A 24,826-nucleotide genomic window follows, 5' to 3' on the forward strand; every position below is an offset into this window, starting at 1 on the left:
TGTGCTGAATTGTTGACGCATTTATTTATTGGTATCGCATGAACCCCATCGTAATTAATCGGCTTCAACGGAAGCTGGGCTACACTTTTAATCATCAGGAACTGCTGCAGCAGGCATTAACTCACCGCAGCGCCAGCAGCAAACATAACGAGCGTTTAGAATTTTTAGGCGACTCAATCTTGAGCTACGTTATCGCTAATGCGTTGTATCACCGTTTCCCGCGTGTGGATGAAGGCGATATGAGCCGGATGCGCGCCACGTTGGTCCGTGGCAATACGCTGGCAGAACTGGCACGCGAATTTGAGTTAGGTGAGTGCTTGCGTTTAGGGCCGGGTGAACTTAAAAGCGGTGGATTTCGTCGCGAGTCAATTCTCGCCGACACCGTCGAAGCATTAATTGGCGGCGTATTCCTCGACAGTGATATTCAAACTGTCGAGAAGTTAATCCTTAACTGGTATCAAACCCGTCTGGACGAAATTAGCCCAGGCGATAAACAAAAAGATCCGAAAACGCGCTTGCAAGAATATTTGCAGGGTCGCCATCTGCCGCTGCCGACTTATCTGGTAGTTCAGGTACGTGGCGAAGCGCACGATCAGGAATTTACTATCCACTGCCAGGTCAGCGGCCTGAGTGAACCGGTGGTTGGCACAGGTTCAAGCCGTCGTAAGGCTGAGCAGGCTGCCGCCGAACAGGCGTTGAAAAAACTGGAGCTGGAATGAGCATCGATAAAAGTTACTGCGGATTTATTGCCATCGTCGGACGTCCGAACGTTGGCAAATCCACGCTGCTGAACAAACTGTTGGGGCAGAAAATCTCCATCACTTCCCGCAAAGCGCAGACAACGCGTCACCGCATTGTGGGTATCCATACTGAAGGCGCGTATCAGGCGATCTACGTCGATACCCCGGGCCTGCATATGGAAGAGAAGCGTGCTATTAACCGCCTGATGAACAAAGCGGCGAGCAGCTCCATTGGCGACGTTGAGCTGGTGATTTTTGTCGTTGAAGGCACCCGTTGGACGCCGGACGATGAAATGGTGCTCAACAAGCTGCGTGATGGCAAAGCGCCGGTGATCCTCGCGGTGAACAAAGTGGACAACGTGCAGGAGAAAGCCGATCTGCTGCCGCATCTGCAGTTCCTGTCAAGCCAGATGAATTTCCTCGATATTGTGCCGATCTCTGCCGAAACCGGGCTGAATGTTGACACTATTGCGGCAATCGTGCGTAAGCATCTGCCTGAAGCGACGCATCACTTCCCGGAAGATTACATCACCGATCGCTCACAGCGGTTTATGGCTTCTGAAATCATCCGTGAAAAACTGATGCGTTTCCTCGGTGCAGAACTGCCGTACTCCGTGACCGTGGAGATCGAACGTTTTGTCACCAATGAACGTGGTGGTTACGACATCAACGGTTTGATTCTCGTTGAGCGTGAAGGGCAGAAGAAGATGGTCATTGGCAACAAAGGAGCCAAGATTAAAACCATCGGTATTGAAGCGCGTAAAGACATGCAGGAAATGTTCGAAGCGCCTGTCCATCTTGAACTGTGGGTAAAAGTGAAATCCGGCTGGGCCGACGACGAACGCGCACTGCGTAGTCTCGGTTACGTTGACGATCTTTAATTAGCATACTCTATGACTTTCGAGGTGCAGGAAGGCGGCAAAACCGTGAATCCCTGGGAGCTTACTAAAGTAAGTGACCAGGGTGAACGGGTGCAGCCAGGGCACCTGCAACTTGAAAGGCGACGAGTATGATGGAAGGCTGGCAGCGCGCATTTGTCCTGCATAGTCGCCCGTGGAGCGAAACCAGCCTGATGCTGGACGTCTTCACGGAGGAATCGGGTCGCGTGCGTCTGGTTGCCAAAGGCGCACGTTCTAAACGCTCTACCCTGAAAGGTGCATTACAGCCTTTCACGCCTCTCTTGCTTCGCTTCGGTGGGCGCGGTGAAGTCAAAACACTGCGCAGTGCTGAAGCTGTCTCATTGGCGCTGCCATTAAGCGGTATCACGCTTTACAGCGGTCTGTACATCAACGAGCTTCTCTCCCGCGTGCTGGAATACGAGACTCGCTTTTCGGAACTCTTTTTCGATTACTTACACTGCATCCAGTCTCTGGCAGGGGCTACTGGCACACCGGAACCCGCGTTGCGCCGCTTTGAGCTGGCATTGCTCGGGCATCTGGGTTATGGCGTCAATTTTACCCATTGTGCAGGTAGCGGCGAACCGGTGGATGACACCATGACGTATCGTTATCGCGAAGAAAAAGGGTTTATCGCAAGCGTCGTTATCGACAATAAAACCTTCACCGGGAGGCAGTTGAAAGCGTTACACACGCGGGAATTTCCTGACGCAGACACATTGCGTGCCGCGAAACGCTTTACCCGCATGGCGCTTAAGCCGTATCTTGGCGGTAAACCATTAAAGAGCAGGGAACTGTTCCGGCAGTTTATACCTAAGCGAACAGTGCAAACACATAATGACTGATGAGGATTGTCATGGCTGAATTACTGTTGGGCGTCAACATTGACCATATCGCAACGCTGCGTAATGCACGTGGTACTGCTTACCCCGATCCGGTGCAGGCCGCGTTTATTGCCGAGCAGGCTGGCGCGGATGGCATTACCGTGCATTTGCGTGAAGATCGTCGCCACATTACTGACCGCGACGTGCGCATCCTGCGTCAGACGCTGGATACCCGCATGAATCTGGAAATGGCGGTGACCGAAGAGATGCTGGCGATTGCCATTGAGACGAAGCCTCATTTTTGCTGCCTGGTACCGGAAAAGCGCCAGGAAGTGACAACTGAAGGAGGCCTGGACGTCGCAGGTCAGCGTGACAAAATGCGCGATGCCTGTAAACGTCTGGCGGGTGCCGGGATTCAGGTTTCTCTGTTTATTGACGCAGATGAAGAGCAGATCAAAGCTGCAGCAGAGGTAGGCGCCCCGTTTATCGAGATCCATACTGGTTGTTATGCCGATGCCAAAACTGACGCTGAACAGGCGCAAGAGCTGGCGCGCATTGCTAAAGCTGCGACCTTTGCCGCAAGCCTCGGTCTGAAAGTTAACGCCGGCCACGGTCTGACCTATCACAACGTGAAAGCTATTGCCGCCATTCCTGAGATGCATGAACTGAATATCGGCCATGCCATTATTGGTCGTGCAGTGATGACCGGACTGAAAGATGCGGTGGCAGAAATGAAGCGTCTGATGCTGGAAGCGCGTGGCTAATGGCAATATTAGGTTTAGGCACGGATATCGTGGAGATCGCTCGCATTGAAGCGGTGATCGCCCGATCCGGTGAGCGCCTGGCTCGCCGCGTATTAAGCGATAACGAATGGGAAATCTGGAAAACGCACCAACAGCCAGTGCGTTTTCTGGCGAAGCGTTTTGCTGTGAAAGAAGCGGCGGCAAAAGCGTTTGGAACCGGGATCCGCAATGGCCTGGCGTTTAATCAGTTTGAAGTATTCAACGATGAGCTTGGTAAGCCACGGTTGCGACTGTGGGGCGAGGCATTAAAACTGGCGGAAAAGCTGGGCGTCGCACATATGCATGTGACGCTTGCAGATGAACGTCATTATGCTTGCGCCACGGTAATTATTGAAAGTTAAAATAATACCGTTCTCTTTATAAAGTAAAACCCCCGAACTGGTAAGGAACGGGGGTTTTACTTTATAACTTTAATTTTGTACAGCATGCACCCTCAACAACAGCGATTATGGATCAGGGTGGTTATCTTTTACAAGCAACTTGCAATCTTTATCATAAAAACTCGAGCCTTTACGAAGAAAGCGATATTGATGGAAATATTAACGTGACCGCAAATTCGTAAGTACATTAAAATTGGTTTCGTTATTGGCGATTTTGCTGTGCTTTACACCATGCCACTGAATTCCCCCATTGAAACGAGTGGTGTCGTCAAAGCTCTGGTGTGGAGTGCAGCATGCATCCTCAATAACTCGCACGTTCGGTTTTGGGGAGATGTAAGGGCTAATCTGAACGGCTGCATTCCTTGTTTAAGGAAAAACGAATGGCTGATTGTCGATACCTGTTTAAACGGGTCATTAAAGTCATCATTGCTGTTTTACAGCTGATCCTTCTGTTCTTATAACACAAGGAAACGTACTTAAGGCGCGTCAGGTTAACCAGCCAGGCGCGCCTTTAATAATTATAAATAAACGTCTGCGCAGATATTATATGAATTCATTTGATAAATGATTATGCTGTTGTCATCATTTTAATAAATATAATAGCGTTAAGCTTTTGTCTATAAATAATTAATATTCTACTTCAGGAGCAGAATATTAAATTTTATCTGCGTGATGCATTAGCACAAATTTATCCCACAACTGCTCTTCTGTCTCGACATGCGCCGGATCCTTCACAATAGTATTAGGGATCGGACACACCTTCTGGCAGGTTGGCGTCTCGTAGTGACCTACGCATTCGGTACACTTATCGCTGTTAATCTCGTAGATATGATCACCCATTGAAATCGCCTCATTCGGGCATTCAGGTTCACACATATCACAATTGATGCATTTTTTAGTGATTAACAGCGCCATAAGGAAACTCTCAAAACAACACAAACCGGGCGGGCATTATACGCGCATTCTTTGCTCAAACCAGTTTTTTCACCAGTGCCTCGCTGTGGCGAATGCGCTCAGGGGCCAGTTCCAGGTCCTGCTGAATTAGCGCAATGAACAGCAAATCTGTAAGCATTCCCTGAGCGTGACAAGCGGAGATCGATGCACTATTCGTCGCCTGTTCTTCGGCAATCGTATACAGGCAGTGGGACGCTCGTTGTTGCAGAGCATTCGGCGTGAAACCGGTAATTGCCAGCACCTTTCCACCCACGCGCAGCATCTCATCTGCCGCGAGATTTAACTCACGTCGTACACCAGTGTAAGAGATGGCTAATAACAGGTCGTCCGGTGAAGATGCCTGTACAGTAGCGAGCAACGCATGCATATCGCGTTCTGCGGCAGCATTGAAACCAATCTTCATCAGTTTCCAGGCAAAGTTTTGCGCTACCAGACCCGAAGCACCAATGCCAGTTAAAATAATCCGCCTCGCAGAACGCAGCATCACCACGCATTCATGCAATTTCTCTTCACTGTTAACGTTCAGCGTCGCATACATGGCTGCCGTGTTTTCTTTTATGAGTTTTTCACCCACCAGTCGCAGCGGATCATCACCGCGAATTTGGTTATGAATGGGGACAGAAGGGGATTCCGGCTGGCTCGCCAGAGCTTCGCTTAACGCCAGTTTTAAGGCTGGAAAACCTTTATAGCCGAGTTTTTGTGCGAATTTCACCACGCTGGATTGACTGACCCCAGCTTCGTTGGCCAATTGCTGCGAACTTAAATGGCGCGCCGTATCAGGTTGTAGCAGGAGATAGTCCGCCAGTTTTTTATCACTCTGGGCAAGCTGCTGGTAACGCTGACGAATACGAAGTAAGCCGTTCATATCTTTCCTCGCGATGAAATAATGGCGACAACAGGCAATATGAGACATAAGCGAGTGAATATTATATTCCATAGCTTGTAAGATCTATGAATTAAAAATTCCATTCAGCATTATACGGTAGATTGTTGCCGGAAAAGTGATGATCTATCTGTTAGGCTATGTAGTAGCGATGATTAATCAGGATGTTTCAGTCCAGAGGAGTATGGTTTGGCAACTCACGAGCGTCGTGTGGTGTTTTTTGACTTAGATGGAACATTGCATCAACAGGATATGTTCGGTAGTTTTCTGCGCTACTTACTGCGTCGCCAACCGCTGAATACACTGCTTGTCCTGCCGCTATTGCCGGTTATTGCCATGGCATTATTGATAAAAGGCCGTGCTGCGCGCTGGCCGATGAGTCTGCTATTGTGGGGATGCACTTTTGGTCACAGCGAAGCGCGTTTACAGGCATTACAAGCCGATTTTGTACACTGGTTTCGCGACAATGTTACTGCCTTTCCGCTGGTGCAAGAGCGCCTGACCACCTACTTGCTCAGTTCCGATGCTGATATCTGGTTGATTACCGGTTCTCCACAGCCGCTGGTTGAGGCGGTCTATTTCGATACGCCCTGGTTACCGCGGGTGAATCTTATCGCCAGCCAAATTCAGCGTGGTTATGGCGGCTGGGTATTGACAATGCGTTGCCTCGGGCATGAGAAGGTCGCGCAACTGGAACGCAAAATCGGCACGCCACTGCGGTTGTACAGTGGTTACAGCGACAGTAATCAGGACAACCCGCTGCTTTATTTCTGCCAGCATCGTTGGCGAGTAACCCCGCGCGGTGAACTCCAGCAACTGGAATAGAGTAAAGCATAGCGTCCGTGTATAATGCGCCGCGCTTTTATAACCGGAGTTTTCTTTTTGTCTGAAGTCGAATTTAGTCACGAATACTGGATGCGCCATGCCATGACGCTGGCAAAGCGTGCCTGGGACGAGCGGGAAGTACCGGTCGGCGCGGTATTGGTGCATAACAACCGGGTAATCGGCGAGGGCTGGAATCGTCCGATTGGTCGGCATGATCCTACCGCGCACGCTGAAATCATGGCCCTGCGTCAGGGCGGTCTGGTGATGCAAAATTATCGCCTGATCGACGCCACATTATATGTCACGCTGGAGCCGTGTGTGATGTGCGCCGGAGCGATGATTCACAGCCGGATTGGTCGTGTAGTTTTTGGTGCACGAGATGCGAAAACGGGGGCTGCCGGATCATTAATGGATGTGTTGCACCATCCGGGCATGAATCACCGGGTGGAAATCACGGAAGGGATATTGGCGGAAGAGTGTGCAGCGCTGCTCAGCGACTTCTTTCGCATGCGCCGTCAGGAAATCAAAGCGCAGAAAAAAGCGCAATCTTCTGCGGATTAATTTTGCTTCTTTTCACTTCCCTTCCTGGAAAACAGCAGCGAAGGGGAGTGTGTCAGATAGTTAGATGACGACTGTGAAAGAAACGAGAGAAAAGGAAATTTCCCTTTACTCAATTCTGTTGGCGACACTGCCGGATAATCCTGAGCCAGCTGCATCGCCGCTTCTGTTGCCTGCTTTTCTTTCTCTTGCAGATACCCCACCAGACTAATCTGATACTTACGGATATTCTCGACATAGGCGTAAGCTTCATGTCCCCGCGCATAACCGTAAGTCAGCTTGCTGTAATAGGGTTTCTGGCTAAGTAAAGGCAGACGTTGTTTAACATCGGTCCAACTGTCTGGATTACCTTTGGTTTTTGCCGTCAGGGCGCGAGCATCCAGCATATGCGCATAACCCATATTGTAAGCGGCGAGCGCAAACCAAATCCGTTCATTTTCTGGCACGCTTTCCGGCACTTTACTCATCATATCCTGCAAATAACGCGCGCCGCCGCTGATGCTTTGTTCAGCATCGGTACGATCGGTAATGCCCAGGCTTTGCGCGGTATTTTTGGTCAACATCATCATGCCGCGCACACCGGTCGGCGAGGTGGCCTGCGCGTCCCAATGTGATTCCTGGTAAGCAATAGCCGCCAGCAAACGCCAGTCAATTTCCTCGGCGTATTTCTCAAACAAAGGTTTTAATTGTGGCAGCACCGCATCGACGGCGCGTAAAAATGTGCGCGTATCGACATAATCAAAATCATCGCCATGCCCCAGGTATTTCTCTTCAATGCGTGCCAGCGTGCCGTCCTCATTCATTTTGTTGAAGAAGTCGAGCAGAGCTGCGGAAAGGGTATTATCGTCATCTAACTGGCTAAACCAGGTCACTGGTTGTTCATCGGTGATATCGAGTGCCACGGCGAGTTCCGGGTGAACTCGCTGGAACAGGCTGATGGCGACAGAATCAGCAATGGTGTAATCCAGCTTACCTCCGATGACATCTTCCAGTAATTCCGCTGAGCCTTTTTTGTCGTCCACCTTCCAGCTTAAATCCGGGAATTTAGTTTCTTTCAGTCTTTGTAGATCGTTAACGACGACGTGTCCAGGTGCGATGGAGAGCTGTTCCGCCGTCAAATTGCCCAGCGTGCGTGGGCGATATTGACCCACTTTGTAAACCAGTTGTTGTGAAACGGAATAATAGGTAGGACCAGGCTGATAGTTTTTTACCCGCTCACTGTTATAAACCAGACCTGCTGCCAGCAGGTCGGCGTTGCCGTTGTCGAGATCGTCAAACAACTGGCTGATATTCTGCCGTACGGTCACTTTCAGTTTCACGCCGAGGTAGTCGGCAAATTGTTTGGCCAACTCATAATCCAGCCCGGAAGATTTACCGTTAATCTCATTCCATGTGAGGGGAGTATGAATGGTGCTCACGCGCAATTCTCCCCGCGCTTGAATGGCGGCGATACGGTTGTCGGCTTTACCAAACCAAGGAATAGATGGCCAGAGAGCTACCGCGAGAAGCAGTGCCAGAATGCCAATGAACAGATAATTAATCTTTAATTTTTTCAATTAGTTAATTCTCTGTGTCGTTCGTGTCCTGGCTTGAAAAAACGATATGCTAAACAAAGGTATAATCATCAATGAGCGGCATTTTGCGTAAACCTGTGCCAGTTGGCAACTTATTACAGCCATTGGCGGCACGCGTTGCTAATTCACGATGGTGATTTTATTTCCACGCAAACGGTTTCGTCAGCGCAGCAGATTCTTTATAATGACGCCCGTTTCCCCCCCTTGGGTACACCGAAAGCTTAGAAGACGAGAGACTTATGATGGAAATTCTGCGTGGTTCGCCTGCACTGTCGGCATTCCGAATCAATAAACTGCTGGCGCGTTTTCAGGCTGCCAGGCTCCCGGTTCACAACATTTACGCCGAGTATGTCCATTTTGCTGACCTCAATGCGCCGTTAAACGAAGAAGCGCACGCGCAACTTGAACGCCTGTTGAAATATGGTCCGGCACTCGCCAGCCATGCCCCGGAAGGCAAATTACTGCTGGTGACCCCGCGCCCAGGCACCATCTCTCCCTGGTCTTCAAAAGCGACCGATATCGCCCATAACTGCGGGCTGCAACAGGTAAACCGCCTTGAGCGCGGCGTGGCTTACTATGTAGAAGCCGCTACGCTGACCAATGAACAGTGGCAGCAGGTTACCGCTGAACTACACGACCGTATGATGGAAACGGTCTTTTTTGCTTTAGATGATGCAGAGCAGCTGTTTGCGCATCATCAACCGACTCCAGTCACCAGCGTTGATTTACTGGGGCAGGGCCGTCAGGCGCTGATCGACGCTAACCTGCGTCTCGGCCTGGCACTGGCGGACGATGAAATTGACTATCTGCAGGATGCTTTCACAAAGCTTGGTCGTAATCCGAACGACATCGAGCTGTATATGTTCGCCCAGGCGAACTCTGAGCACTGCCGCCACAAAATTTTTAACGCCGACTGGATTATCGACGGTGAACAGCAGCCGAAATCGCTGTTCAAGATGATCAAAAATACCTTCGAAACCACGCCGGATCACGTTCTCTCTGCGTATAAAGATAACGCCGCGGTGATGGAAGGTTCTGAAGTAGGCCGCTACTTTGCTGACCACGAAACGGGCCGCTACGATTTCCATCAGGAACCGGCGCATATTCTGATGAAAGTCGAAACTCACAATCACCCGACGGCGATTTCTCCGTGGCCGGGCGCGGCGACGGGGTCTGGTGGTGAAATCCGTGATGAAGGCGCCACCGGACGCGGCGCGAAGCCGAAAGCCGGTCTGGTCGGTTTCTCCGTTTCCAACCTGCGTATTCCTGGCTTTGAACAGCCGTGGGAAGAAGATTTCGGTAAGCCTGAGCGCATTGTCACCGCGCTGGACATCATGACCGAAGGTCCGCTGGGCGGCGCGGCATTTAACAACGAATTTGGTCGTCCGGCACTGAACGGCTACTTCCGTACTTATGAAGAAAAAGTGAACAGCCACAACGGCGAAGAGCTGCGCGGTTATCACAAACCGATCATGCTGGCGGGCGGGATCGGCAACATTCGCGCCGATCACGTACAAAAAGGCGAGATCAACGTTGGTGCGAAGCTGGTCGTTCTCGGCGGTCCGGCTATGAACATTGGTCTTGGCGGCGGTGCAGCGTCTTCTATGGCGTCTGGTCAATCTGATGCCGACCTCGACTTTGCTTCTGTTCAGCGCGACAACCCGGAAATGGAACGTCGTTGCCAGGAAGTGATCGACCGTTGCTGGCAGCTTGGTGATGCCAACCCAATCCTGTTTATCCACGACGTTGGCGCAGGCGGTCTTTCTAACGCGATGCCGGAACTGGTAAGCGACGGCGGGCGCGGCGGTAAATTTGAACTGCGCGACATCCTGAGCGACGAACCGGGCATGAGCCCGCTGGAAATCTGGTGTAACGAATCCCAGGAACGTTACGTGCTGGCGGTTGCTGCCGATCAGTTACCGCTGTTTGACGAACTGTGTAAGCGTGAACGCGCGCCCTACGCGGTGATTGGTGAAGCGACCGAAGAACTGCATCTCTCCCTACACGATCGTCATTTTGATAATCAGCCGATCGATCTGCCGCTGGACGTACTGCTTGGTAAAACACCGAAGATGACCCGCGATGTGCAAACGCTGAAAGCGAAAGGCGACGCGCTGGTCCGTGAAGGGATCACCATTGCTGACGCGGTGAAACGTGTGCTGCATCTGCCGACCGTGGCGGAGAAAACCTTCCTTGTGACCATTGGCGACCGTAGCGTAACCGGCATGGTGGCGCGCGATCAGATGGTTGGCCCGTGGCAGGTGCCGGTCGCTAACTGTGCGGTCACTACTGCCAGCCTCGACAGCTACTACGGTGAAGCGATGGCAATTGGCGAACGTGCGCCAGTTGCGCTGCTGGATTTCGCCGCTTCTGCCCGTCTGGCGGTCGGTGAAGCGTTAACCAACATCGCCGCAACACAAATTGGCGATATCAAACGCATTAAACTTTCCGCCAACTGGATGGCGGCGGCAGGCCACCCTGGCGAAGATGCTGGCCTGTATGAAGCTGTTAAAGCCGTGGGTGAAGAGCTTTGTCCGGTGCTGGGCCTGACGATCCCGGTGGGTAAAGACTCTATGTCGATGAAAACCCGCTGGCAGGAAGGTAACGAAGAGCGTGAAATGACGTCGCCGCTGTCGCTGGTGATTTCTGCATTTGCCCGCGTGGAAGATGTGCGTCACACCATCACGCCGCAGCTTTCTACCGAAGATAACGCACTGTTGCTGATTGATCTGGGCCTTGGCAATAATGCGCTGGGCGCAACGGCGCTGGCGCAGGTTTATCGTCAGCTTGGCGACAAACCGGCTGATGTGCGCGACGTCGCACAACTGAAAGGCTTCTATGACGCGATTCAGGCGCTGGTTGCACAGCGTAAGCTGCTCGCGTACCACGACCGCTCTGATGGTGGTCTGTTGGTGACGCTGGCGGAAATGGCATTTGCCGGTCATTGCGGCATTGAAGCGGATATCGCCTCTCTGGGCGACGATCGCCTGGCGGCGTTGTTTAACGAAGAACTGGGAGCGGTGATTCAGGTTCGTGCCGCTGACCGTGAAGCGGTCGAAGCGGTACTGGCACAGCATGGCCTTGCTGAGTGCGTCCATTATGTTGGCCAGGCGGTTTCCGGTGACCGTTTTGTGATTACCGCCAACGGGCAGGCTGTATTCAGCGAAAGCCGTACTACGTTGCGTGTCTGGTGGGCAGAAACCACCTGGCAGATGCAGCGCCTGCGTGACAACCCGGAGTGCGCCGATCAGGAACATCAGGCGAAATCCAACGACGCTGATCCGGGCCTGAATGTGAAACTGTCGTTCGATATTAACGAAGATGTAGCAGCTCCGTTTATCGCTACTGGCGCGCGCCCGAAAGTTGCCGTACTGCGTGAGCAAGGCGTGAACTCGCATGTTGAAATGGCGGCAGCTTTCCATCGTGCGGGCTTCGATGCTATCGACGTGCATATGAGCGATCTGCTGGCTGGACGCACTGGTCTGGAGGATTTCCACGCCCTGGTCGCGTGCGGTGGTTTCTCCTACGGTGATGTGCTGGGTGCCGGTGAAGGTTGGGCGAAGTCTATTCTGTTCAACAACCGTGTACGCGATGAGTTTGCAACCTTCTTCCATCGTCCGCAAACGCTGGCGCTGGGGGTATGTAACGGTTGCCAGATGATGTCTAATCTGCGTGAGCTGATCCCAGGTAGCGAGCTGTGGCCTCGTTTCGTGCGTAACACCTCCGATCGCTTTGAAGCGCGTTTCAGCCTGGTTGAAGTGACCCAAAGCCCGTCTCTGCTGTTGCAGGGGATGGTGGGCTCGCAGATGCCGATTGCTGTGTCTCACGGTGAAGGGCGCGTTGAAGTACGCGACGCGGCGCATCTGGCGGCACTGGAAAGCAAAGGGCTGGTTGCGCTGCGCTATGTCGATAATTTCGGCAAAGTCACCGAAACCTACCCGGCTAACCCGAACGGTTCCCCGAACGGTATTACGGCGGTCACTACCGAAAGCGGTCGTGTCACCATTATGATGCCGCACCCGGAACGTGTTTTCCGTACTGTCAGCAACTCCTGGCATCCGGAAAACTGGGGCGAGGATGGCCCATGGATGCGTATTTTCCGTAATGCGCGTAAGCAGCTGGGGTAAGGCTGCGGAAATTCCACGCAACCCATTGTTTTGTAGGTCGGATAAGGCTTTCACGCCGCATCCGGCATTACACACAACCACTTCGCCAACAATTATAAGCTCCCAACTCCGGGAGCTTTTTTTGTGTCTGTAAATCACGACAATGGGTGGTTTGCCGTGTCGCTTATAGGTGACATATAACTTATTGATTTAATTTAAAACGAATAATTTAAGCTTTGGGCGTCTCTTTTAAGCGACACACTGGCTGATTTATAGTCAACCAGTGGAACAGCCATTAATCCATTAAAGCTATGTTTTATCAGTACGTTATCAAACCATTTTATTTATTGGCACAGTTACTGCATAATAATAACCAGTGGCTCATTCACCCACTTATGTCAGCCCCTTCGGGACGTGCTACATAAAATTCGAATGACGCACAACAAGGTGCCTGCCGTCCAACTTCTGATATCAGCGTAGCTATATCAACCATCGGGCGAAACGTCGAGTTAGGCACCGCCTTATTCCACAACAAAGCCGGGTAATTCCCGGCTTTGTTGTATCTGAACTCCCCCTCGGTTAGCATCAGGCTATTCGCGTCTGACGAGAGTAACACCTTGAAACGCTGGCCTGTTTTTCCCCGTTCATTACGACAATTAGTCATGCTGGCATTCTTGCTGATTCTGCTGCCTCTGCTGGTACTGGCATGGCAAGCCTGGCAAAGCCTTAATGCGCTTAGCGATCAGGCGGCGCTGGTCAATCGCACAACGCTTATTGACGCCCGGCGCAGTGAGGCAATGACTAATGCGGCACTGGAGATGGAGCGTAGCTACCGTCAGTATTGCGTGCTGGACGACTCAACCCTGGCGAAGGTCTATCAAAGCCAGCGTAAACGTTACAGCGAAATGCTCGATGCCCACGCTGGCGTGCTGCCGGACGATAAACTTTACCAGGCATTGCGTCAGGATTTGAACAATCTTGCCCAACTCCAGTGTAACAACAGTGGGCCGGATGCGGCGGCTGCCGCGCGTCTGGAAGCTTTTGCCAATGCCAATGCCGAAATGGTACAGGCCACGCGCACCGTGGTGTTTTCACGCGGGCAGCAACTCCAGCGAGAGATAGCCGAACGCGGGCAGTATTTCGGCTGGCAGTCACTGGTGTTGTTTCTGGTGAGTCTGATAATGGTGCTGCTTTTCACCCGAATGATTATTGGTCCGGTGAAAAATATCGAGCGGATGATCAACCGTCTGGGGGAAGGACGCTCACTGGGTAATAGCGTCTCGTTTAGTGGACCGAGCGAGTTACGCTCGGTAGGGCAACGTATTCTTTGGTTAAGTGAACGCCTGTCATGGCTGGAATCCCAGCGCCATCAATTTTTAAGACATTTATCTCATGAATTAAAAACGCCACTGGCGAGTATGCGCGAGGGCACTGAATTACTGGCTGACCAGGTTGTCGGGCCGCTTACGCCAGAGCAAAAAGAGGTGGTGAGCATCCTTGATAGCAGCAGCCGCAATTTGCAAAAACTGATAGAACAACTGCTTGATTACAACCGTAAACAGGCAGATGGCGCGGTGGAACTGGAGAATGTTGAGTTAGCACCGTTGGTGGAGACGGTAGTTTCCGCTCACAGTCTGCCAGCTCGGACTAAAATGATGCATACCGACGTTGATCTCAAGGCAACAGCATGCCTGGCGGAACCCATGTTGCTGATGAGCGTGCTGGATAATCTTTACTCCAATGCGGTGCACTACGGGGCTGAATCCGGTAACATTTGCCTTCGCAGCAGTTTACATGGCGCACGGGTTTATATTGATGTCACCAATACAGGCACGCCCATTCCGCAAGAGGAACGCGCCATGATCTTCGAACCCTTTTTTCAGGGAAGTCACCAGCGAAAAGGGGCGGTGAAGGGGAGCGGTCTGGGATTAAGCATTGCCAGGGATTGTATTCGCCGTATGCAGGGGGAACTGTATCTGGTCGACGAGAGCGGGCAAGACGTTTGCTTCCGCATTGAATTGCCTTCGTCGAAAAACACGAAATAATGTTAAGGCCTATCCCATTAGGCTATTTTATTTGCCAGTTCGGCCCCGGGCAGTGCTCGAAATCCTCACGTACTACGTGTACGCTCCGGTTTCTCCGCGCTGTCCGTGTCCAAACTGCCTGCAACAATTACGCCCACTGGGATAGGCTCTGAGTCTGGTGAATATGCGACACATTTTTCAACGATTTTTATCCCGACGGCTGTGGCTGGCAGGGTTGCCTTGTCTGGCGCTGCTGGGCTGCGTGCAGAATCACAATAAGCCAGCCATTAATGCGCCAGTGGAAGAAAAAATCCCGGTTTATCAACTGGCTGATTATCTTCCTACTGAATGTAGCGACATCTGGGCGCTGCAAGGTAAATCAACTGAAACTAACCCGCTTTACTGGCTACGGGCGATGGATTGCGCCAACCGCTTGATGCCAGCGCAGTCGCGTCAGGAAGCGCGCAAGTATGGTGATGGCAGCTGGCAAAATACCTTTAAGCAGGGGATTTTGCTTGCCGATGCCAAAATCACGCCTTTTGAGCGCCGCCAACTGGTCGCGCGCATTGATGCGTTAAGTACAGAGATCCCGGCGCAGGTTCGCCCGTTGTATCAACTCTGGCGCGACGGACAGGCGCTGCAACTGCAACTGGCGGAAGAGCGCCTACGTTACAGTAAACTCCAGCAATCCAGCGACAGCGAACTGGACGCCCTGCGCCAGCAGCATCACGTTCTACAGCAACAACTGGAACTTACCACCCGCAAGCTGGAGAACCTGACGGATATTGAACGCCAACTCTCGACTCGCAAACCGGCCGGAAATTTCCCACCGGACACGCCGCACGAGAGTGAAAAAAACGCGCCATCCACCCATGAGGTCACCCCTGATGAGCCATAAACCTGCGCATTTATTATTGGTCGATGACGATCCGGGATTACTGAAATTACTTGGCCTGCGCCTGACCAGCGAAGGCTACAGCGTGGTCACGGCAGAAAGTGGTGCCGAGGGGCTGCGGATACTGAATCGTGAAAAAGTGGATTTAGTCATCAGCGACCTGCGGATGGATGAAATGGATGGTATGCAACTGTTTGCTGAAATCCAGAAAGTGCAGCCAGGTATGCCGGTAATCATCCTCACCGCGCATGGTTCCATTCCCGATGCCGTTGCCGCGACACAGCAGGGCGTGTTTAGTTTCCTCACTAAGCCCGTCGATAAAGACGCGTTATATCAGGCAATTGATGATGCGCTGGAGCAATCCGCCCCAGCCACCGACGAACGTTGGCGCGAGGCGATTGTCACTCGCAGCCCGCTGATGCTGCGTTTGCTGGAACAGGCGCGGCTGGTGGCGCAATCAGACGTTAGCGTTTTGATTAACGGTCAGAGCGGCACCGGGAAAGAGATTTTTGCCCAGGCTATCCACAACGCCAGCCCGCGTAACAGCAAGCCGTTTATTGCCATTAACTGTGGCGCATTGCCCGAGCAGTTGCTGGAGTCGGAGCTGTTTGGTCATGCACGCGGCGCGTTTACTGGTGCCGTCAGCAATCGCGAAGGTTTATTCCAGGCGGCGGAAGGCGGTACGCTGTTTCTCGATGAGATTGGCGATATGCCTACGCCGTTACAGGTAAAATTGCTGCGCGTATTGCAGGAGCGAAAAGTCCGCCCGCTGGGCAGTAACCGCGATATTGATATCGACGTGCGGATTATTTCTGCGACCCACCGCGACTTACCAAAAGCGATGGCGCGCGGGGAATTTCGCGAAGATCTCTATTACCGCCTCAACGTTGTCAGCCTTAAAATTCCGGCACTGGCGGAGCGCACGGAAGACATTCCGCTACTGGCAAACCACTTATTGCGTCAGGCAGCAGTACGGCATAAACCGTTTGTCCGCGCGTTCTCCACGGATGCGATGAAACGCCTGATGACTGCCAGCTGGCCGGGAAATGTGCGCCAGTTGGTGAACGTGATTGAACAGTGCGTGGCGCTGACATCATCTCCGGTGATTAGTGATGCGCTGGTGGAGCAAGCGCTGGAGGGCGAAAACACGGCGCTGCCCACCTTTGTTGAGGCGCGTAATCAGTTTGAACTCAACTACCTGCGCAAGCTGCTGCAAATCACTAAAGGCAACGTCACTCACGCGGCGAGAATGGCGGGGCGCAACCGGACAGAATTTTATAAACTGCTTTCCCGACACGAGCTGGATGCAAACGATTTCAAGGAATGAATCGGTGTAATGTGTTACGTTTAGCAGATCAAAAGACAGGCGACCTTTTCAAGGAATAGCATGAAAAAGATTGATGCGATTATTAAACCCTTCAAGCTGGACGATGTCCGTGAAGCACTGGCCGAAGTCGGTATTACCGGCATGACCGTGACCGAAGTGAAAGGCTTTGGGCGTCAGAAAGGCCACACTGAGCTGTATCGCGGTGCGGAATATATGGTGGATTTTCTGCCGAAGGTGAAAATTGAGATCGTCGTGCCGGACGACATTGTCGATATCTGCGTAGACACGATTATTCGTACGGCGCAAACCGGTAAAATTGGTGACGGTAAAATTTTCGTCTTTGACGTGGCACGGGTCATTCGTATCCGTACCGGCGAAGAGGACGACGCGGCGATTTAAACCGCGTCATGGTTGCCGGATGTTTCCATCCGGCAACATCAAATCACAGCACTTTATGCGGGCCAAAGCATTCGTAATGAATGTTTTCCTGCTTCACACCCAGGTCCACTAACTGTTTCGCGGCAAACTGCATGAAGCCAACCGGACCGCAGAGATAGAACTGCATGGCCGGATCGCTGAACGCACCTTCCAGTTTGCTCAAATCCATCAGGCCTTCGCTATCAAACTGACCTTTAGCGCGATCGGCTTCGCTCGGCTGGCGATACCAGGTATGCGCGGTAAAGCGCGGTAGTGCTTGCCCCAGTTCCTTAACTTCATCAGCAAAGGCGTGAACATCGCCATTTTCTGCCGCGTGGAACCAGTTTACCTGGGCGTTATGGCCTGCTTTTGCCAGCGTATCGAGCATAGCCAGCATTGGCGTTTGCCCTACACCCGCAGAGATCAGTGTTACCGGCGTGTCATCTGTCACATCCATAAAGAAATCACCCGCCGGAGCGACCAGTTTCACGACATCGCCAACGTTGGCGTGATTGTGCAGCCAGTTGGATACCTGCCCGCCATCTTCGCGTTTCACCGCAATACGATAGCCTTTGCCATCAGGTTTGCGAGTCAAAGAGTACTGACGAATTTCCTGATGCGGGAAACCTTCTGGTTTCAGCCAAACGCCGAGATACTGTCCTGGACGGTATTCTGCCACTGCGCCACCGTCGACCGGTTCCAGTTCGAAGCTGGTGATAAGCGCGCTGCGCGGCGTTTTAGCCACAATGCGGAAATCGCGAGTACCTTCCCAGCCACCGGCTTTGCTGGCGTTTTCGTTATAGATTTCCGCCTCGCGATTGATAAATACATTAGCCAGTACGCCATAGGCTTTACCCCACGCGTCCAGCACTTCCTGGCCTGGGCTGAACATTTCGTCCAGGGTCGCCAACAGGTGTTCGCCAACGATGTTGTACTGTTCCGGTTTGATCTGGAAACTGGTGTGCTTCTGCGCGATTTTTTCTACCGCTGGCAGCAGCGCAGGCAGGTTTTCAATATTACTGGCGTAGGCGGCAATAGCGTTAAACAGGGCTTCACGTTGATCGCCATTACGCTGGTTACTCATGTTAAAAATTTCTTTGAGTTCTGGGTTATGAGTAAACATACGGTCGTAGAAATGGGCGGTTAACTTTGGCCCTGTTTCCACCAGTAAAGGGATGGTGGCTTTTACTGTAGCGATGGTTTGAGCGTCAAGCATATGGTCTTCCTTTTTTTGCATCTTAATTGATGTATCTCAAATGCATCTTATAAAAAATAGCCCTGCACTGTAAATGGTTCTTTTGGTGTTTTTCATCAAGAATGTGATGAAGTGAAAAATTTGCATCACAAACCTGAAAAGAAATCCGTTTCCGGTTGCAGGCCCTTTATTCTCCAAAGCCTTGCATAGCTTGAAGGTAATCGTTTGCGTAAATTCCTTTGTCAAGACCTGTTATCGCACAATGATTCGGTTATACTGTTCGCCGTTGTCCATCAGGACCGCCAAAATTAGGCGAAAAAATTTTATTGTTAGCTGAGTCAGGAGATGCGGATGTTAAAGCGTGAAATGAACATTGCCGATTATGATGCCGAACTGTGGCAGGCTATGGAGCAGGAAAAAGTACGTCAGGAAGAGCACATCGAACTGATCGCCTCCGAAAACTACACCAGCCCGCGCGTAATGCAGGCGCAGGGTTCTCAGCTGACCAATAAATATGCTGAAGGTTATCCGGGCAAGCGCTACTACGGCGGTTGCGAGTATGTTGATATCGTCGAACAACTGGCGATCGATCGCGCGAAAGAACTGTTCGGCGCTGATTACGCTAACGTTCAGCCGCACTCCGGCTCCCAGGCTAACTTTGCGGTCTACACCGCGCTGCTGGAACCAGGTGATACCGTTCTGGGTATGAACCTGGCGCATGGCGGTCACCTGACTCACGGTTCTCCGGTTAACTTCTCCGGTAAACTGTACAACATCGTTCCTTACGGTATTGATGCTACCGGCCATATCGACTACGCCGATCTGGAAAAACAAGCCAAAGAACACAAACCGAAAATGATTATCGGTGGTTTCTCTGCATATTCCGGCGTGGTTGACTGGGCGAAAATGCGTGAAATCGCTGACAGCATCGGTGCTTACCTGTTCGTTGATATGGCGCACGTTGCGGGCCTGGTTGCTGCTGGCGTCTACCCGAACCCGGTTCCTCATGCTCACGTAGTGACTACCACTACTCACAAAACCCTGGCGGGTCCGCGCGGCGGCCTGATCCTGGCGAAAGGCGGTAGCGAAGAACTGTACAAAAAACTGAACTCTGCCGTTTTCCCTGGTGGTCAGGGCGGTCCGCTGATGCACGTTATTGCGGGTAAAGCAGTAGCGCTGAAAGAAGCGATGGAGCCTGAGTTCAAAACTTACCAGCAGCAGGTCGCGAAAAACGCTAAAGCGATGGTAGAAGTGTTCCTGGAACGCGGCTACAAAGTGGTTTCTGGCGGTACTGATAACCACCTGTTCCTGGTTGATCTGGTTGATAAAAAACTGACCGGTAAAGAAGCAGACGCCGCTCTGGGCCGTGCCAATATCACCGTGAACAAAAACAGCGTACCGAACGATCCGAAGAGCCCGTTTGTAACTTCTGGTATTCGTGTAGGTACTCCGGCGATTACGCGTCGTGGCTTCAAAGAAGCAGAAGCGAAAGAACTGGCTGGCTGGATGTGTGACGTGCTGGACAGCATCAATGATGAAGCGGTTATCGAGCGCATCAAAGGTAAAGTTCTCGACATCTGCGCACGTTACCCGGTTTACGCATAAGAGAAACGGTGATTTGCTGACAACGTGCTCGTTGTTCATGCCGGATGCGGCGTGAACGCCTTATCCGGCCTACAAAACTTTGCAAATTCAATATATTGCAATATCCGTGTAGGCCTGATAAGCGTAGCGCATCAGGCAATCTTACGTTTGTGATCGTCAAGGCTTCCTTCGGGAAGCCTTGTTACGTTATCGCGCCATCAAATCTGTCGTAACTGCGCCTCAACATACAAATAGCCAATTCCCAGCACCTGTTGTGCGCGGCTTAATTGCCCGAAGCCAATTTGCGTCGCTTTCACGCTCGGTCCTTCGTCGCGGTCGAACGGGTTAAATCCTGTCTGGCGAATAATGGTATTAAGCCAGTTCTCACCAAAGGCACAGCTGCGACCGTACAACCAAATCTGATTAATATTGAGGATGTTGAGGAAGTTATACAGACTCAAACCAATGGCGTTGGCACTGCGGTCAACCCAACTGGTGATCCACTGTTCTCCACTCTGCCAGGCAGCGATTAATTGCGCTGTAGTCAGTTTTTCTGGATCAAGTTGAGTATTGCCAGGTTGTGATTTTAGCCATACTCGCGCCTGTTTTTTTAATGCGCTTAACGAGGCGACGGTTTCCAGGCAGCCATAACGTCCACAGTCGCAGGCGACGCCATCCGGATTAACAATGGTGTGACCAATCTGCCCGCTACCATACAAACTACCGCGATAAATTTGCTCGTTAATCACGAACGACGAGCCAATGCCGTAATCAACGTTGATCACGCAGAAATCCCGTCCCTGCGAATTATTTTGCCATTTCTCCGCCAGCGCCAGCATCACGCAGTCATTATCGACCATCACCCGAATGCCCAGCTTCTCTTCCAGCAGATACTTCACCTCAACTGGCGTGGTCCACGGGGCTTGCGGCATGGTTTGCGATACACCAGTTACCGGATCAACCTGACCGTGAATTGCCAGCGCCAGGTTGATGGTGCGGCCCGGCCACAGTTTGCGATGACGATGCCAGCATTTTTCGATTTCGGACAGCAGTGCCTGCGGTGTCGGTGCATCAATCTGAAAATATTCAAATTCGCCTTTCGGACTTAAACAAGCGTTAGCGACCTGGCACTCAATGCTGGTGGGCGTCACGTTCAGGCATAGCGTCCAGTCACCTTCCGGCGCAATCAGCCATGTGCCGCTGCTATGCCCGCGCGTCTGGCTTTCATCGTCGATATTCACCACTCGCTTTTCGTTTTCCAGTTCCTGCAAAATATTACTGACCGCCGGAATTGAAATTTGCGCCAGCCGGGCCAGCGTCGACTTGTTGGCACGCTTTTGCCGGTACAGCAGTTCCAGAATCACGCATTTGTTATGGTGGCGGATCTGTTGATTGTTAATGCAGGCTCTCATCTTCACTAAACCTTGTTTAGTTAATTGCGTGATTATTCCGCGAAAACAGTGCCAGATTGTTCAATACACTGCCACAAATCTTTTAATTCAGTATGTCTTGTTAATATTGAGGGCACCATGACTCCAGTAAAAGTGTGGCAAGAGCGCGTTGAGATCCCGACCTATGAAACCGGGCCGCAGGATATACATCCCATGTTCCTGGAAAATCGCGTTTATCAGGGATCGTCCGGCGCGGTTTATCCCTATGGCGTGACCGATACGCTGAGCGAGCAGAAAACCCTGAAATCCTGGCAGGCGGTGTGGCTGGAAAACGACTACATCAAAGTGATGATCCTGCCGGAACTGGGCGGTCGCGTGCATCGCGCATGGGATAAAGTGAAACAGCGAGATTTTGTCTATCACAATGAAGTCATTAAGCCGGCGCTGGTGGGGCTGCTGGGGCCGTGGATTTCGGGCGGGATTGAGTTTAACTGGCCACAACACCATCGCCCGACCACCTTTATGCCCGTTGATTTCACCATCGAAGCCCATGACGACGGCGCACAGACGGTGTGGGTCGGCGAAACGGAGCCGATGCACGGTTTACAAGTGATGACTGGTTTCACACTGCGCCCTGACCGGGCGGCGCTGGAAATCGCCAGCCGCGTCTATAACGGCAACGCCACGCCGCGTCATTTCTTGTGGTGGGCCAACCCGGCAGTGAAAGGTGGTGAAGGGCATCAGAGCGTTTTCCCGCCGGATGTGACTGCGGTGTTTGATCACGGCAAACGGGCTGTTTCAGCTTTCCCCATCGCCACCGGCACCTACTACAAAGTGGACTACTCCGCCGGAGTGGACATTTCTCGCTATAAAAATGTGCCTGTTCCAACCTCATATATGGCCGAAAAATCGCAGTACGATTTTGTCGGTGCGTGGTGTCACGATGAAGATGGCGGTTTGCTGCACGTTGCCAACCACCATATTGCGCCAGGTAAAAAACAGTGGAGCTGGGGACACAGTGAATTTGGCCAGGCGTGGGATAAGAGCCTGACTGACAATAACGGCCCGTATATCGAACTGATGACCGGTATTTTTGCCGATAACCAGCCCGATTTTACCTGGCTTGATGCTTACGAAGAGAAGCGTTTCGAGCAGTATTTCCTGCCTTATCATTCTCTGGGCATGGTGCAAAATGCCTCCCGCGATGCGGTGATAAAACTCCAGCGTAGCGAGCGGGGGATTGAGTGGGGGCTGTATGCCATCTCCCCGTTGAGTGGATATCGTCTGGCGATCCGCGAAATCGGCAAATGCAACGCGTTGCTCGATGATGCCGTGGCCCTGACACCAGCGACCGCCATCCAGGGCGTGTTGCACGGTATCAATCCTGACAGACTGACCATCGAACTTTCCGATGCTGACGGCAATATTGTACTGAGTTATCAGGAACATCAGCCGCAAGAGTTGCCGTTGCCGGACGTTGCCAAAGCGCCACTGGCTGCACAAGACATTGCCAGTACAGATGAAGCCTGGTTTATCGGTCAGCATCTGGAGCAATATCATCACGCCAGTCGTTCACCGTTCGATTACTACCTGCGCGGCGTGGCGCTGGACCCGCTGGATTATCGCTGTAACCTGGCGCTGGCGATGCTGGAATATAACCGCGCAGATTTCCCGCAAGCGGTGGCGTATGCCAGTCAGGCGCTGAAACGCGCACATGCGCTGAACAAAAACCCGCAGTGTGGACAGGCAAGTTTGATTCGCGCCAGTGCTTATGAACGTCAGGGACAATATCAACAGGCCGAAGAGGATTTCTGGCGTGCGGTCTGGAGCGGCAATAGTAAAGCGGGCGGCTATTATGGTCTGGCACGGCTGGCTGCGCGTAATGGTAACTTCGACGCGGGTCTGGATTTTTGCCAACAAAGTCTTCGTGCCTGCCCAACCAATCAGGAAGTGCTTTGCCTGCATAACCTGCTGCTGGTGTTAAGTGGTCGTCAGGACAACGCGCGTTTGCAGCGCGAGAAACTGCTGCGTGATTATCCGCTGAACGCCACTCTGTGGTGGCTGAACTGGTTCGATGGTCGTAGCGAATCAGCCCTCGCGCAGTGGCGCGGTCTGTGTCAGGGACGCGACGTTAACGCCCTGATGACCGCCGGGCAACTGATTAACTGGGGAATGCCCGCCCTGGCGGCAGAGATGCTGAACGTACTGGACTGCCAGCGCACGCTTCCGCTTTACCTGCAAGCCAGCTTGCTGCCGAAAGCCGAACGCGGCGAACTGGTCGCAAAAGCCATTGATGTCTTCCCACAGTTTGTCCGTTTCCCGAATACGCTGGAAGAAGTGGCGGCGCTGGAGAGTATTGAAGAGTGCTGGTTTGCCCGTCATTTACTGGCCTGCTTCTATTACAACAAGCGTAGCTACAACAAAGCCATTTCTTTATGGCTGCGTTGCGTAGAGATGTCACCGGAGTTTGCCGACGGCTGGCGCGGGTTAGCGATCCATGCGTGGAATAAGCAACACGATTATGAGCTGGCCGCGCGTTATCTTGATAATGCTTATCAGCTTGCGCCGCAGGATGCACGTCTGCTTTTCGAACGGGATTTGCTGGATAAGTTAAGCGGAGCCACACCGGAGAAACGACTGGCACGTCTGGAAAATAATCTGGAAATTGCTCTGAAACGCGACGACATGACCGCAGAACTGCTCAATTTGTGGCATCTCACAGGTCAGGCCGACAAAGCGGCGGATATTCTCGCCACGCGAAAATTCCACCCGTGGGAAGGCGGGGAAGGGAAGGTCACCAGTCAGTTTATCCTTAACCAAATGTTACGCGCCTGGCAACACCTTGATGCCAGACAACCGCAGCAGGCCAGCGAACTGCTTCATGCCGCGCTGCACTATCCGGAGAATTTAAGCGAAGGCCGTTTACCGGGGCAAACTGACAACGACATCTGGTTCTGGCAGGCGATATGTGCCAAAGCTCAGGGCGATGAAACTGAAGCGACGCGTTGTTTACGTCTGGCGGCGACCGGCGATCGTACCATTAACATCCACAGTTATTACAACGATCAGCCGGTTGATTATCTCTTCTGGCAAGGAATGGCGCTGCGACTGCTGGGCGAACAACAAACCGCACAGCAACTGTTTAGTGAAATGAAACAGTGGGCGCAAGAGATGGCGAAAACCAGTATCGAGGCGGATTTCTTTGCCGTCTCGCAACCTGACTTGTTGTCGCTGTATGGCGATTTACAACAGCAGCATAAAGAAAAATGCCTGATGGTGGCGATGCTGGCGGCCGCGGGACTAGGGGAGATTGCGCAATACGAATCTGCTCGCGCTGAATTGACTGCGATTAATCCGGCCTGGCCGAAAGCGGCATTATTCACCACCGTGATGCCTTTTATTTTTAACCGCGTTCACTAAACCCTATTAACTGTAATATTTGAGCGGCAC

The 24,826-nt window shown here is 52.2% G+C and carries 20 protein-coding genes; 15 read left to right on the top strand and 5 right to left on the bottom strand.

Annotated features, from left to right (window positions below; genetic code table 11):
* Nucleotides 1-38 precede the first annotated feature (38 nt).
* From rnc to AACS80_RS06485, 6 genes are all read left to right on the top strand, one after another.
* Complete coding sequence (rnc, locus tag AACS80_RS06460; RefSeq protein ID WP_001068343.1) at nucleotides 39-719, top strand: ribonuclease III; 681 nt, start codon at nucleotides 39-41, stop codon at nucleotides 717-719.
* Nucleotides 716-1,621, top strand: coding sequence for a GTPase Era (gene era / locus AACS80_RS06465; protein ID WP_135410268.1), 906 nt, complete (start codon nucleotides 716-718; stop codon nucleotides 1,619-1,621). The genes rnc and era overlap by 4 nt, the downstream gene beginning before the upstream one ends.
* Nucleotides 1,622-1,752: 131 nt before the next feature.
* Complete coding sequence (gene recO / locus AACS80_RS06470; protein ID WP_130207598.1) at nucleotides 1,753-2,481, top strand: DNA repair protein RecO; 729 nt, start codon at nucleotides 1,753-1,755, stop codon at nucleotides 2,479-2,481.
* An 11-nt stretch (nucleotides 2,482-2,492) separates the two neighbouring features.
* A complete protein-coding gene (gene pdxJ / locus AACS80_RS06475; protein ID WP_135410267.1) occupies nucleotides 2,493-3,224 on the top strand; it encodes a pyridoxine 5'-phosphate synthase in 732 nt (243 codons plus the stop codon).
* A complete protein-coding gene (gene acpS, locus AACS80_RS06480) occupies nucleotides 3,224-3,604 on the top strand; it encodes a holo-ACP synthase (RefSeq protein WP_064526159.1) in 381 nt (126 codons plus the stop codon). Before pdxJ ends, acpS begins: the two co-directional genes overlap by 1 nt.
* Before the next feature lie 419 nt (nucleotides 3,605-4,023).
* Nucleotides 4,024-4,104, top strand: coding sequence for a small toxic protein shoB (locus AACS80_RS06485; RefSeq protein ID WP_130207596.1), 81 nt, complete (start codon nucleotides 4,024-4,026; stop codon nucleotides 4,102-4,104).
* 193 nt (nucleotides 4,105-4,297) lie between these two features.
* Here AACS80_RS06485 and yfhL read toward each other — a convergent pair whose 3' ends face one another.
* Nucleotides 4,298-4,558 (bottom strand): 4Fe-4S dicluster ferredoxin YfhL, encoded by a 261-nt coding sequence (yfhL, locus tag AACS80_RS06490; protein WP_001196283.1) that lies wholly within the window; start codon nucleotides 4,556-4,558, stop codon nucleotides 4,298-4,300.
* 55 nt (nucleotides 4,559-4,613) lie between these two features.
* A complete protein-coding gene (locus AACS80_RS06495) occupies nucleotides 4,614-5,462 on the bottom strand; it encodes a MurR/RpiR family transcriptional regulator (protein ID WP_130207550.1) in 849 nt (282 codons plus the stop codon).
* Between the two features lie 207 nt (nucleotides 5,463-5,669).
* Here AACS80_RS06495 and yfhb point away from each other — a divergent pair, with 207 nt between their 5' ends.
* Nucleotides 5,670-6,305, top strand: a complete 636-nt coding sequence (yfhb, locus tag AACS80_RS06500) for a phosphatidylglycerophosphatase C (protein ID WP_130222054.1) — start codon at nucleotides 5,670-5,672, stop codon at nucleotides 6,303-6,305.
* 57 nt (nucleotides 6,306-6,362) lie between these two features.
* A complete protein-coding gene (gene tadA, locus AACS80_RS06505) occupies nucleotides 6,363-6,866 on the top strand; it encodes a tRNA adenosine(34) deaminase TadA (RefSeq protein ID WP_064526984.1) in 504 nt (167 codons plus the stop codon).
* On the opposite strand, the gene mltF is transcribed toward tadA, so the two are convergent.
* Nucleotides 6,863-8,419 (bottom strand): membrane-bound lytic murein transglycosylase MltF, encoded by a 1,557-nt coding sequence (gene mltF / locus AACS80_RS06510; protein ID WP_131162555.1) that lies wholly within the window; start codon nucleotides 8,417-8,419, stop codon nucleotides 6,863-6,865. The genes tadA and mltF overlap by 4 nt on opposite strands.
* A 257-nt stretch (nucleotides 8,420-8,676) precedes the next feature.
* Here mltF and purL point away from each other — a divergent pair, with 257 nt between their 5' ends.
* The 5 genes from purL to glnB all read left to right on the top strand — a co-directional run bounded on the left by purL (nucleotide 8,677) and on the right by glnB (nucleotide 17,188).
* On the top strand, nucleotides 8,677-12,564 hold the full coding sequence (purL, locus tag AACS80_RS06515; RefSeq protein WP_138183711.1) for a phosphoribosylformylglycinamidine synthase: 3,888 nt from the start codon (nucleotides 8,677-8,679) through the stop codon (nucleotides 12,562-12,564).
* A 596-nt stretch (nucleotides 12,565-13,160) separates the two neighbouring features.
* Entirely contained in the window at nucleotides 13,161-14,588 is a 1,428-nt protein-coding gene (gene qseE, locus AACS80_RS06520) for a two component system sensor histidine kinase QseE/GlrK (protein ID WP_138183712.1), read from the top strand.
* 163 nt (nucleotides 14,589-14,751) lie between these two features.
* Nucleotides 14,752-15,465 (top strand): two-component system QseEF-associated lipoprotein QseG, encoded by a 714-nt coding sequence (gene qseG, locus AACS80_RS06525; protein WP_138183713.1) that lies wholly within the window; start codon nucleotides 14,752-14,754, stop codon nucleotides 15,463-15,465.
* Nucleotides 15,455-16,789, top strand: a complete 1,335-nt coding sequence (gene glrR, locus AACS80_RS06530) for a two-component system response regulator GlrR (RefSeq protein WP_130207538.1) — start codon at nucleotides 15,455-15,457, stop codon at nucleotides 16,787-16,789. The genes qseG and glrR overlap by 11 nt, the downstream gene beginning before the upstream one ends.
* A 60-nt stretch (nucleotides 16,790-16,849) precedes the next feature.
* Entirely contained in the window at nucleotides 16,850-17,188 is a 339-nt protein-coding gene (gene glnB / locus AACS80_RS06535) for a nitrogen regulatory protein P-II (RefSeq protein WP_000717691.1), read from the top strand.
* A gap of 43 nt (nucleotides 17,189-17,231) precedes the next feature.
* On the opposite strand, the gene hmpA is transcribed toward glnB, so the two are convergent.
* Nucleotides 17,232-18,422: an NO-inducible flavohemoprotein gene (gene hmpA, locus AACS80_RS06540; protein ID WP_130214657.1), complete on the bottom strand. Its 1,191-nt coding sequence runs from the start codon at nucleotides 18,420-18,422 to the stop codon at nucleotides 17,232-17,234.
* 330 nt (nucleotides 18,423-18,752) lie between these two features.
* Here hmpA and glyA point away from each other — a divergent pair, with 330 nt between their 5' ends.
* Nucleotides 18,753-20,006 (top strand): serine hydroxymethyltransferase, encoded by a 1,254-nt coding sequence (gene glyA / locus AACS80_RS06545; protein ID WP_052909536.1) that lies wholly within the window; start codon nucleotides 18,753-18,755, stop codon nucleotides 20,004-20,006.
* Nucleotides 20,007-20,203: 197 nt separating this feature from the next.
* Here glyA and AACS80_RS06550 read toward each other — a convergent pair whose 3' ends face one another.
* Entirely contained in the window at nucleotides 20,204-21,397 is a 1,194-nt protein-coding gene (locus AACS80_RS06550; protein WP_135410266.1) for an ROK family protein, read from the bottom strand.
* A 117-nt stretch (nucleotides 21,398-21,514) separates the two neighbouring features.
* Between AACS80_RS06550 and AACS80_RS06555 the strand changes: the two genes are divergently transcribed.
* The gene (locus AACS80_RS06555) at nucleotides 21,515-24,796 is read left to right on the top strand and encodes a DUF5107 domain-containing protein (protein ID WP_135410265.1); all 3,282 of its coding nucleotides are present in this window, start codon (nucleotides 21,515-21,517) and stop codon (nucleotides 24,794-24,796) included.
* Nucleotides 24,797-24,826 lie beyond the last annotated feature (30 nt).

The organism is Escherichia sp. E4385 (genome assembly GCF_963883145.1).
Taxonomy (GTDB): Bacteria; Pseudomonadota; Gammaproteobacteria; order Enterobacterales; family Enterobacteriaceae; genus Escherichia.

Bases quoted from the DNA above. Each gene is read 5' to 3' on its own strand.
- yfhL (WP_001196283.1), bottom strand. From the start codon at position 4,558: ATGGCGCTGTTAATCACTAAAAAATGCATCAATTGTGATATGTGTGAA.
- recO (WP_130207598.1), top strand. From the start codon at position 1,753: ATGGAAGGCTGGCAGCGCGCATTTGTCCTGCATAGTCGCCCGTGGAGC.
- AACS80_RS06550 (WP_135410266.1), bottom strand. From the start codon at position 21,397: ATGAGAGCCTGCATTAACAATCAACAGATCCGCCACCATAACAAATGC.
- AACS80_RS06485 (WP_130207596.1), top strand. From the start codon at position 4,024: ATGGCTGATTGTCGATACCTGTTTAAACGGGTCATTAAAGTCATCATT.
- purL (WP_138183711.1), top strand. From the start codon at position 8,677: ATGATGGAAATTCTGCGTGGTTCGCCTGCACTGTCGGCATTCCGAATC.
- AACS80_RS06555 (WP_135410265.1), top strand. From the start codon at position 21,515: ATGACTCCAGTAAAAGTGTGGCAAGAGCGCGTTGAGATCCCGACCTAT.
- rnc (WP_001068343.1), top strand. From the start codon at position 39: ATGAACCCCATCGTAATTAATCGGCTTCAACGGAAGCTGGGCTACACT.
- AACS80_RS06495 (WP_130207550.1), bottom strand. From the start codon at position 5,462: ATGAACGGCTTACTTCGTATTCGTCAGCGTTACCAGCAGCTTGCCCAG.
- era (WP_135410268.1), top strand. From the start codon at position 716: ATGAGCATCGATAAAAGTTACTGCGGATTTATTGCCATCGTCGGACGT.
- hmpA (WP_130214657.1), bottom strand. From the start codon at position 18,422: ATGCTTGACGCTCAAACCATCGCTACAGTAAAAGCCACCATCCCTTTA.
- acpS (WP_064526159.1), top strand. From the start codon at position 3,224: ATGGCAATATTAGGTTTAGGCACGGATATCGTGGAGATCGCTCGCATT.
- pdxJ (WP_135410267.1), top strand. From the start codon at position 2,493: ATGGCTGAATTACTGTTGGGCGTCAACATTGACCATATCGCAACGCTG.
- qseG (WP_138183713.1), top strand. From the start codon at position 14,752: ATGCGACACATTTTTCAACGATTTTTATCCCGACGGCTGTGGCTGGCA.
- glrR (WP_130207538.1), top strand. From the start codon at position 15,455: ATGAGCCATAAACCTGCGCATTTATTATTGGTCGATGACGATCCGGGA.
- glnB (WP_000717691.1), top strand. From the start codon at position 16,850: ATGAAAAAGATTGATGCGATTATTAAACCCTTCAAGCTGGACGATGTC.
- glyA (WP_052909536.1), top strand. From the start codon at position 18,753: ATGTTAAAGCGTGAAATGAACATTGCCGATTATGATGCCGAACTGTGG.